This window comes from Streptomyces sp. NPDC049577 (assembly GCF_040675635.1).
Taxonomy (GTDB): Bacteria; Actinomycetota; Actinomycetes; order Streptomycetales; family Streptomycetaceae; genus Streptomyces.
Genome location: NZ_JBFAPH010000258.1, coordinates 1 through 8,887, shown reverse-complemented (window position 1 = coordinate 8,887; position 8,887 = coordinate 1). Strand labels below are relative to the sequence as shown.

Below are 8,887 nucleotides of genomic sequence, written 5' to 3'. Positions count from 1 at the left end.
GGTCGCGGTAGCGCAGCGTGCGGTCCTCGACGGTGACGTGCTCCAGCTCCTCGCCGAGCGGCCCGGCCAGCACGGGCAGCAGCACCTTGCCGCCGTGCTCGGCCCAGTCGATGTCGAACCAGCGCGCGTGCCGGGAGGCCGGACCGTCCCGCAGCACCTCCCACAGCGGTCCGTTCAGGTGCTCGGGCGCGGGCACGGCCATGTGGTTCGGCACGATGTCCAGCACCAGCCCCAGACCGTGCTCCCGGGCGGTGCGCGCCAGCGCGCGCAGGCCCTCCTCGCCGCCCAGCTCGGCCCGTACGGCCGTGTGGTCGGTCACGTCGTAGCCGTGGGCCGAGCCGGGGACGGCCTCCAGCACGGGCGACAGATGCAGATGCGAGACGCCCAGGCCGGCGAGGTACGGCACGGCACGCTCGGCCGCCGCGAAGGGGAAGTCCGGCTGGAGCTGCAACCGGTAGGTGGCCGTCGGCGGGACGGCGGTGCTCTCACGCCTCATGGGAACATGCGTACCCCGCCGGACGGGGTGTCAGGCGGGGCGTTGCAGCACGGCGAGGCTGCGGCCGGTGAGGGTCAGCCGCTCGCCCGCCTCGACCTTGGGCCCGTCCGTCACCAGGCCCTCGGGGCTCGCCGTGTCGACCACCACCCGCCACTGCCGGCCGTGGTCCACGGGGACGACGAAGTCCAGCGGCTGGTCGTGGGCGTTGAACATCAGCAGGAACGAGTCGTCGGTGATCGGCTCGCCGCGCGTGCCCGGCTCGGAGATCGCGCCGCCGTTGAGGAAGACGGTCAGCGACTTGGCGTGCGCGGCCCGCCAGTCCTCCTCCCGCATCTCGTCGCCCTCGGGGGTGAACCAGGCGATGTCCGAGAGCTCGTCGTGGGTGCCCTGCACCGGGCGGCCGTGGAAGAAGCGGCGGCGCCGGAAGACGGGGTGGTCGCGGCGCAGCCACACCATCGACCGCGTGAAGGCCAGCATCCGGCGTGCCAGGGCCGCGGACGCGCCGCCCGCCCCCTCCGCGGCTCCTTCCGGGCCCTCCTCCGCGTCCGGCCAGTGCACCCAGGACAGCTCGTCGTCCTGGCAGTAGGCGTTGTTGTTGCCCCGCTGGGTGCGGGCGAACTCGTCGCCGTGGCTGAGCATCGGCACGCCCTGCGAGACCATCAGCGTGGCGACGAAGTTGCGCATCTGCCGCTCGCGCAGATCCAGCACGGACCGGTCGTCCGTCTCGCCCTCCGCCCCGCAGTTCCACGACCGGTTGTGGCTCTCGCCGTCCCGGTTGTCCTCGCCGTTGGCCTCGTTGTGCTTGTCGTTGTAGGCGACCAGGTCGTGCAGGGTGAAGCCGTCGTGGCAGGTGACGAAGTTGATCGAGGCCAGCGGCCGCCGGCCGTCGCCCTGGTAGAGGTCGGAGGAGCCGGTCAGCCGCGATCCGAACTCGGCGAGGGTGGCCGGTTCGCCGCGCCACAGATCCCGCACCGTGTCCCGGAATTTTCCGTTCCACTCGGTCCACAGGGGCGGGAAATTGCCGACCTGATAGCCGCCCTCGCCCACGTCCCACGGCTCCGCGATCAGCTTCACCTGGCTGACCACCGGGTCCTGCTGCACCAGGTCGAAGAACGACGACAGCCGGTCCACCTCGTGGAACTGCCGCGCCAGCGTCGCCGCCAGATCGAACCGGAAGCCGTCCACCCGCATCTCGGTCACCCAGTACCGCAGCGAGTCCATGATGAGCTGCAACACGTGCGGACTGCGCATCAGCAGCGAATTGCCGGTGCCGGTGGTGTCCATGTAGTAGCGCGGATCGTCGCACAGCCGGTAGTACGAGGCGTTGTCCAGCCCCCGGAAGGACAGCGTCGGCCCGAGGTGGTTCCCCTCCGCCGTGTGGTTGTAGACCACATCGAGAATCACCTCGATGCCCGCCTCGTGCAGCGCCCGCACCGCCGACTTGAACTCCAGCACCTGCTGCCCCCGGTCGCCCCAGGAGGCGTACGCGTTGTGCGGGGCGAAGAAGCCGATGGTGTTGTAACCCCAGTAGTTCGACAGCCCTGCGTCCACCAGCCGGTGGTCGTGGACGAACTGGTGAACGGGCATCAGCTCGATCGCCGTCACCCCGAGCCCCGTCAGATGGTCGATCACCGCCGGGTGCGCCAGCCCCGCGTACGTTCCGCGCACCTCCTCCGGCAGCGCGGGGTGAAGCATCGTCAGGCCCTTCACATGGGCCTCGTAGATGACCGTATGGTGGTAGTCCGTGCGCGGCGGCCGGTCGTCGCCCCAGTCGAAGTACGGGTTGACCACCACCGACGTCATCGTGTGCGGCGCGGAGTCCATGTCGTTGCGCTTCTCCGGCCGGCCGAAGCGGTAGCCGTAGACCGCCTCGTTCCACTCGACCCGCCCGCTGACCGCCCGGGCGTACGGATCGAGCAGCAGCTTCGCCGAGTTGCAGCGCTGCCCGCGATGCGGCTCGTACGGGCCGTGCGCGCGGAACCCGTACCGCTGACCCGGCATCACCCCCGGCAGATAGGCGTGCCACACGAACGCGTCGGTCTCCAGCAGCTCCACCGCCGTCTCCGAGCCGTCCTCGTGCAACAGACACAGCTCGATCCGTTCGGCGGCCTCCGAGAAGACCGCGAAGTTGGTGCCGGCGCCGTCGTACGTCGCGCCGAGGGGGTAAGCCTGCCCGGGCCAGACCTGCATGGAACGAGTCTTCCACGTCTCCGGGCGACTTCTCGGTCATTCCCGGGGCACGGCCCGGTGGTCCTCCGACCGGGTGACGGACGGGGCCGCGGCGGACTCCTGGCTATGAATCAGCTCACTCCCGCCCACCGGGCCTCCGGCAACCCGGTGGTCGCACCGCACAGTTGACCGGAGCCGGTACGGCCGCGGATGCACCGCCTCCCGCGCGCACAGTAATCTGCCTTGATCGTTGGACGGGGGCGGAAGGCGGTGCACTGGTGAGCTCGGGCGGGCTGGAACTGCCCCCTGGAGACGACTGTCCCGAGGGAGAGGCCGCGGCCGACACCCCACCCGGGGTGGTGTCCCTGGCACGACCGGGGGAGATCGGCGCGGAACTGGACTGGGGCGCCGACGCCTGGAACGAGGTGCGCACGCGCGCCCGGCGGGCCGGGCGCGCCTACATCTGGCTGAACCTGGTCGAACAGCGGCTGCGCGCGGTCGTCTGCGCCGTCCTGCGCCCGGTGTACGAGCCGGTGCACGGCGAGGAGGAGTGGGTCGTCGCCGCCGCCGGCCCGGCGGGCCAGGAGTGGGTGCAGCGCGCGGCGGCCGTACGGGAGGTCAGCCGCCGCAAGGGCTATCTGCTGGACCCGGCGGACGACAACGTCCTCAGCTTCCTCACCCTGCCGCAGCTGCGCGAGCTGCTCGTCCAGCACTGGCCCTGCTTCGAGCCCTACCTGGACGACCGGCGCGAGCTCGAACTGGCACTGGACGAGCTGGAGGTGGCCCGCAACGTCGTCTCCCGCAACCGGGCCCTGTCCCAGACCGTCCTCGCCCAGGCCGAGCGGGCCGCCGCCCGGCTGCTGGACATCCTCGCCGGCGGCACCGGCACCGGGGCCTCCTCGGCCGACCGGCTGCCCATCGACGCCGTCGAGGACCTCGTCGGCGACCGCTACGCCGACGTCGTCGGCGTGCACCCCGACCGGGTACGCCTCCAGCGGCAGCTGCCGGTCGAGGACCTCTTCGGCCGCGCCCGCCGCCTCGACGCCGTCGGCATAGGACTCAACCTCCTCGTCCAGAACTACTCCGGCCGCCGCCTGATCCGGCTGGCCGAATCCGGCTGCCGCGCCCGGCTGCTCTTCCTCAATCCGGCCAGCAGCGCGGTGCGCCGCCGGGAGCGGGAACTCGGCATCAAGAAGGGCGAGATGAGCCGGTCCGTGGAGATGAACATCATCCACATGCGCCGCGTCCGCGACCGGCTGCGCGACCCGGCCGCCTTCGAGATCCGCGTCTTCGACGAGACCCCGCGCTTCACCGCCTACCTGGTCAACGGCGACGGCCCGGACGGCCTGGCGGTGGTGCAGTCCTATCTGCGCAAGGCGCGCGGCCTGGAGGCCCCGGTGCTCGTCCTGCGCGGCGGGGGCCGCGTCCTGCGGGAGGGCCGCGACGAGGACGGCGGCCTGTTCGAGACCTACCGCGAGGAGTTCGAGGGAGTGTGGGCGGACTCCCGGCCGGTGTCCTAGGGGTCCCTCCGGGCGGTGATCCGGGCCCGTTGTCAGTGGCCCGTGGCAGTCTGGGTGACCACACGGGGGAGCACTACCTACAGGGGGAACCGCCCATGGGCTGGTACGGCGAGCCGTTGATCGGCTTCGACCTGGAGACAACGGGCACCGACCCGGCGACCGCCCGGATCGTCACGGCGGCGGTCGTGGAGACCAAGGGCGGCGAGGTGGCCGCCCGCCACGGATGGCTGGCGGACCCGGGCGTCCCCATACCGGCCGGGGCCACGGCCGTGCACGGCATCACCACCGAACGAGCGGCGGCCGCCGGCCGCCCGGCCCACGAGGTCGCGGAGGAGGTCGCGGGCGTCCTGGCCGGCCACTGGGCGCTGGGCCGCCCGGTCGTCGCCTACAACGCCGCCTTCGACCTCACCCTGCTGTCGGCGGAGCTGGCCCGGCACGGCCTGCCCTCCCTCGCCGACCGCCTGCGCGGGCCGGACGACGGCGCGGTGGGCGACGGTGCGGCCGTGGTGGGCCCGGTCATCGACCCGCTCACCATCGATCGCGCGGCCGACCGCTACCGCAAGGGCCGCCGCACCCTGGCCGCCGTCTGCGAGGAGTACGGCGTGGTCCTGGACGACGCCCACGAGGCGGGCGCGGACGCCCTGGCCGCCGTCCGGGTGGCCCGCGCCCTCGCCGCGCGCCACGGGTGGGTGGGCGCCATGGAGCCGTGGGAGCTCCACCGTGAGCAGATCCGCTGGTACGCGGAGTGGGCGACGGGCTACCAGAGCTGGCTGCGCGGCAAGGGCGACGCACGGGCCGTGGTGGACGACCGCTGGCCGCTGCGGGAGGAGACGACCTGACGGGCCTCTTCGGGTGGCGAACGTGCGCTCGGAGGACCGATTCGGCGTCCCCGCACGGGTGATGCCGCGCATGCGGCCGAGGCAGCGTGGGCAGGCCCGGCCCGACCTGATCGCTCAGTCACCGGAAGGCACAGCATGCGCCGCATCACGACCGTTCTCCTCGGAGCCGCCGCGCTCCTCGGCATCCTCAGCGCGCCCGCGAGTGCCGACGACGCGCCCTGGAGCCGCCTGGTGAGCGTGAACGCCAACGCGGCCAGTGCGGACCCGTGGCACTCGGGCGCACCCGAGCGCAACGGGCTGATCGTCCTGCCGTGACCCGGCCGTCCTGCCCGGGCGCCGGACGCCGGCACCCGGGCAGGACGCCGCTCCGCCCCCGAACCGAAGGGAGGCTTCCGGCAGTTAGCCTGACGGCATGACCAGCAGCATGCGTTCCCTGTTCCTCGACGCGGCCCGGGCCGCCGCCGGCCTGATCGCCGATCCGAAGGTGGCCGCGGCCTGGGACGAGCCCGGCGCCCTCCCGAAGATGACGGTCGGCGGCATCGCCGAGCACCTGGCGCACCAGATCCTGTCGGTGCCGGAAGTCGTCGCCGTGCCGGTCGAAGGCGGCAGGGAACTGGACATCGACGCCTACTACGCCCAGCTCCGCTGGATCGGCGAGGACCCCGACAGCGAGATCAACACCGCTATACGTGACAACGCCGAGCAGCGGAGCGCCGAGGGCCCGGCCGGGCTGGTGGCGCGCACCGCCGCGGCGCTGGCGCACCTGACGGCCGACCTGCCGTCCGTCCCCGACCACCAGGTGCGGATGGGCCACTGGCAGGAGGGCATCTCGCTGAGCGTGGACACCTTCCTCCGCACCCGGCTGCTGGAGCTGCTGATCCACAGTGACGATCTGGCGGCGAGCGTCGGCCTGGAGACGCCGGCCGTCCCGGCGGCGGCCACCGAGTCCGTGGTGGACGTGCTGACCCGCATCGCCATCCGCCGCCACGGCCCCGTCGCGGTCCTCCGCGGCCTGTCCCGGACCGAGCGCGCCCCGAAGGCGGTCAACGCGCTCTAGTGGTGCGTGACACTCAGCCCTCCCCCGGCCGGCGAGCATCCCGCCCCGCTTCCAGCAGCGGCACCGTGCGGGATGCCGCGTCGGTTCACAACACCGGATCACGGTGCAGCCGTACCTGGCGTTCGGCGTCCCGGAAGCCGAGGGCGCGGTAGAGGTGGATGGCGTGGTAGCCGGGGTCCGCGACGATGACGAGCGTGCGCGCCCCCAGTTCCTTCAGCCCCCACCAGCCCGCGTCGTGGACGAGTGCCGTGGCCAGGCCCCGGCGGCGGAAGCCCGGATGCGTCTCCACGTCCTGGAAGCGCGCGAGGCCGTCGCCGTCGGTGAACAGCCCGGCCCCCGCCCGCATCCGCCCGTCGGCGAACGCGCCGAACCAGGCGCCGTGTCCGGCTTCGCACAGCCGCCGGTACTCGGCGAGCTTGTCCTCCAGGAACCGCCGGTGCTCGTCGGGCAGGGGAGCGCCTGCACAGGCGAGGCGCAGCTTCGCGGCCTGCGCCCAGTCCTCGTCGCCGGCGAGGGCGCGGACGGTCACGTGAGGACGCGGACGAGCGGGCGGCCACAGCTGCCTCGTGGTGAGGACGGTGTCCACGGTCGCGGTCACGCCCAGCCGGGCGTGGGCCTCCGCGTCACCGGTGGCGCCGCCGGTGCCGTCGACGCCCAGCGCCGCGTACGTCGCGCCCGGGAACTCCCGGGCGAAGACCTCGGCCCACCGCGCCGCGTCGTCCGGCCCCGGCGGGGCGTCGAACAGCACGAAGTTGCCCCACCGGTAGGCCGGGTTGGCCGGCGTCCGGACCACAAGGTGCGAGCCATGGTCGACGATCTCGGAGCCGGCCAGTACGCGCAGCATCAGATCGGTGCGGTAGCCGAGGGATGTCACGTCCACCGGGCCGATCCTAGGGCGGACCGCTCACGGGCGCCTCAGCAAATCGGGACGCCCGTCAGATAGACCCGGTGCAGCTCGGACCGGGTCGTGCCGGCCGGGGAACCGGTGACGGGCAGGCCGTCGCAGAACTGGAACTCCCGCACGGCCTGCCGGGTCCGAGGGCCGAGGACGCCGTCGACCGGACCGTGGTAGTCCGTGAGGGCGACGGTGAGTTCGCACTGGATCCGCGCGATGTCCTTGCCCTGCGGGTCCCAGGCGCCGGAGCCGCAGACGGTCCGGGCGGGTGGCGCGGGCCGAGCGGCGGCGACTCCGGTCGCCACCGTGCACAGGGAGAGCGCGGCGAGGAGCGCGGCGGTCGCGGAGGATCTGGTACGAGGCATGCTGACCTTCCTGGTACGGGGCGCGGCGGCGGTTCCCCCGGGGGCCGCCGCCGCACCGTCGGTATGGGTCCGGTCTAGCGGTGGCAGTCGATGTCGTTCCACCACCAGTAGTCGAGCGCGGACCAGGTGTTGGGGCCGATCACGCCGTCGTCGTCCAGGCCCGCGCACTGCTGGAAGGCGACGGTGGCGCTTCTGGTGCCGCTCCCGAACTGTCCGTCCACGGCGACGCGCCGGTCGAGCACGCTGTTCAGCTGGCACTGGGCCTGCTTCACGGCCTGCCCGGTGGAACCGAGCCGGAGGGTGGGTTCCGCGTCGGTGTAGTCGCAGGTGAAGTGCTGGATGCTCGGTGCGGAGGGGTGCGGGGTGGCGTGGGCCTGGGTGGCGATTCCGCCGAGGCCCAGCAGGGCGGTCGCCGCCGCGAGCCCTGCCGCCTTGCCGGCGCGCATCAACTGCATGGACTTCTCCTTCGTCACGGTGCCGTCGTCCTGCGACGACGGCCGGGCCGGTCGTGCGCCACCAGACTGCGTGCGCCCCGCACACCAGGTCGTCCTGTTTCGGTCTCCGCCGAAACAGGACGTATCGCTAACGTGCTGCCCGGAACGGCACCGGCGCAGGGGGGGAGCGCGGGCATGAGCTGTCGTATTCACTTCACCGCGGAGGACCTGGCGCGCACGCGCATCGCGGACGTGCCGCAGCCGCTGTTCGAACTGTCCATCGCAGTGCGCATGTTGCAGGAGAACACCCACTCCGTGGCCTTCGGCGCGTGGCGCCGCGAGGTGCGCGGCCGGTTGCGGCCGAGGGACCGGCTCGTGCTCGACCTCATACCGTCACGGGGGTGGTCGCCGGGCTTCCTCCACGTCGGCAGCCCGACGGGCGACGTGGCCGAAGCGCTGGAGGCGGCCCGGTCGTTGCCGCGGCGGCGGATCCTCGACGAGCTGGAGTTCATCGCCGCCCTCCAGGGGCTGCCGCTCCGGGCGCGCCGCCTCCGCGACGACCCGCGGATGCTGGGGGAGCTCTTCGACAGCCTCGGCCGCGTGCACGAGCAGGTGCTGGCGCCGTACTGGCCGCGGATCCGGACGCGCCTGGAGGCGGACCGCGCGGTCCGGCTACGGGAGTTCTCGCGCGGCGGTGTGGAGCGGGTGCTGGCGGGACTGAACCCCCGGTACGTCACCTGGCGCCCGCCCGTGCTCGAGATCGTCATGGTCTCGGGTTACGACGAGGACCTCTACCTGGAGGGCCAGGGCCTGCTCCTGGCGCCCTCCTGGTTCGGCTGTGTCGCGCCGGTGGTCGACTGGCCGGCCCGGCCACAGCCGATGCTGGTCTACCCAGCTCACCGCGACGCGCACGGACAGGCCGTGCCGACCGCGCCCTTGTCCGGTGCGACGCCGGCCGCTCTGGAGACCTTGCTCGGCCGTACGCGCGCGGCCGTCCTGTACGCGATAGCCGACAGCGAGGGCTGTACGACGACCGAGCTCGCCCAGCGCACCGGCGTCGCCCTGGCGAGCGCCAGTGAGCACACGGCGGTGCTGCGGGCGGCCGGGCTGGT

10 protein-coding genes are annotated in these 8,887 nt (G+C 72.9%); 5 read left to right on the top strand and 5 right to left on the bottom strand.

Annotation, left to right across the window (positions count from 1 at the left end):
* Both AB0K09_RS24370 and glgX read right to left on the bottom strand, forming a co-directional pair.
* Window positions 1-496, bottom strand: a 496-nt coding sequence (locus AB0K09_RS24370) for an alpha-amylase family glycosyl hydrolase (RefSeq protein WP_366067509.1), incomplete at its 3' end; no start/stop codon positions are given.
* A gap of 30 nt (window positions 497-526) precedes the next feature.
* Window positions 527-2,686, bottom strand: coding sequence for a glycogen debranching protein GlgX (gene glgX / locus AB0K09_RS24365; protein WP_366067508.1), 2,160 nt, complete (start codon window positions 2,684-2,686; stop codon window positions 527-529).
* Between the two features lie 257 nt (window positions 2,687-2,943).
* On the opposite strand from glgX, the gene AB0K09_RS24360 reads away from it, so the two are divergent.
* From AB0K09_RS24360 to AB0K09_RS24345, 4 genes are all read left to right on the top strand, one after another.
* Window positions 2,944-4,185, top strand: a complete 1,242-nt coding sequence (locus AB0K09_RS24360; protein ID WP_366067507.1) for an SAV2148 family HEPN domain-containing protein — start codon at window positions 2,944-2,946, stop codon at window positions 4,183-4,185.
* Window positions 4,186-4,280: 95 nt separating this feature from the next.
* Window positions 4,281-5,024, top strand: coding sequence for an exonuclease domain-containing protein (locus AB0K09_RS24355; RefSeq protein ID WP_366067506.1), 744 nt, complete (start codon window positions 4,281-4,283; stop codon window positions 5,022-5,024).
* Between the two features lie 135 nt (window positions 5,025-5,159).
* The gene (locus tag AB0K09_RS24350; RefSeq protein WP_366067505.1) at window positions 5,160-5,339 is read left to right on the top strand and encodes a hypothetical protein; all 180 of its coding nucleotides are present in this window, start codon (window positions 5,160-5,162) and stop codon (window positions 5,337-5,339) included.
* Between the two features lie 97 nt (window positions 5,340-5,436).
* Entirely contained in the window at window positions 5,437-6,081 is a 645-nt protein-coding gene (locus tag AB0K09_RS24345; protein ID WP_366067504.1) for a maleylpyruvate isomerase N-terminal domain-containing protein, read from the top strand.
* An 85-nt stretch (window positions 6,082-6,166) separates the two neighbouring features.
* Here the strand turns inward: AB0K09_RS24345 and AB0K09_RS24340 are convergent, their stop codons facing one another.
* From AB0K09_RS24340 to AB0K09_RS24330, 3 genes are all read right to left on the bottom strand, one after another.
* Window positions 6,167-6,961, bottom strand: coding sequence for a GNAT family N-acetyltransferase (locus AB0K09_RS24340; protein WP_366067503.1), 795 nt, complete (start codon window positions 6,959-6,961; stop codon window positions 6,167-6,169).
* Between the two features lie 35 nt (window positions 6,962-6,996).
* On the bottom strand, window positions 6,997-7,341 hold the full coding sequence (locus AB0K09_RS24335; protein ID WP_366067502.1) for a peptidoglycan-binding domain-containing protein: 345 nt from the start codon (window positions 7,339-7,341) through the stop codon (window positions 6,997-6,999).
* A gap of 74 nt (window positions 7,342-7,415) precedes the next feature.
* Window positions 7,416-7,814 carry a peptidoglycan-binding domain-containing protein gene (locus AB0K09_RS24330; protein ID WP_366067501.1) on the bottom strand — a complete coding sequence of 133 codons (399 nt, stop codon included), beginning with the start codon at window positions 7,812-7,814 and terminating at the stop codon, window positions 7,416-7,418.
* A 156-nt stretch (window positions 7,815-7,970) separates the two neighbouring features.
* Between AB0K09_RS24330 and AB0K09_RS24325 the strand changes: the two genes are divergently transcribed.
* Window positions 7,971-8,887: MarR family transcriptional regulator (locus tag AB0K09_RS24325; RefSeq protein ID WP_366067500.1), on the top strand; the 917-nt coding region annotated here is incomplete at its 3' end.

Bases quoted from the DNA above. Each gene is read 5' to 3' on its own strand.
- AB0K09_RS24335 (WP_366067502.1), bottom strand. From the start codon at position 7,341: ATGCCTCGTACCAGATCCTCCGCGACCGCCGCGCTCCTCGCCGCGCTC.
- AB0K09_RS24350 (WP_366067505.1), top strand. From the start codon at position 5,160: ATGCGCCGCATCACGACCGTTCTCCTCGGAGCCGCCGCGCTCCTCGGC.
- AB0K09_RS24345 (WP_366067504.1), top strand. From the start codon at position 5,437: ATGACCAGCAGCATGCGTTCCCTGTTCCTCGACGCGGCCCGGGCCGCC.
- glgX (WP_366067508.1), bottom strand. From the start codon at position 2,686: ATGCAGGTCTGGCCCGGGCAGGCTTACCCCCTCGGCGCGACGTACGAC.
- AB0K09_RS24355 (WP_366067506.1), top strand. From the start codon at position 4,281: ATGGGCTGGTACGGCGAGCCGTTGATCGGCTTCGACCTGGAGACAACG.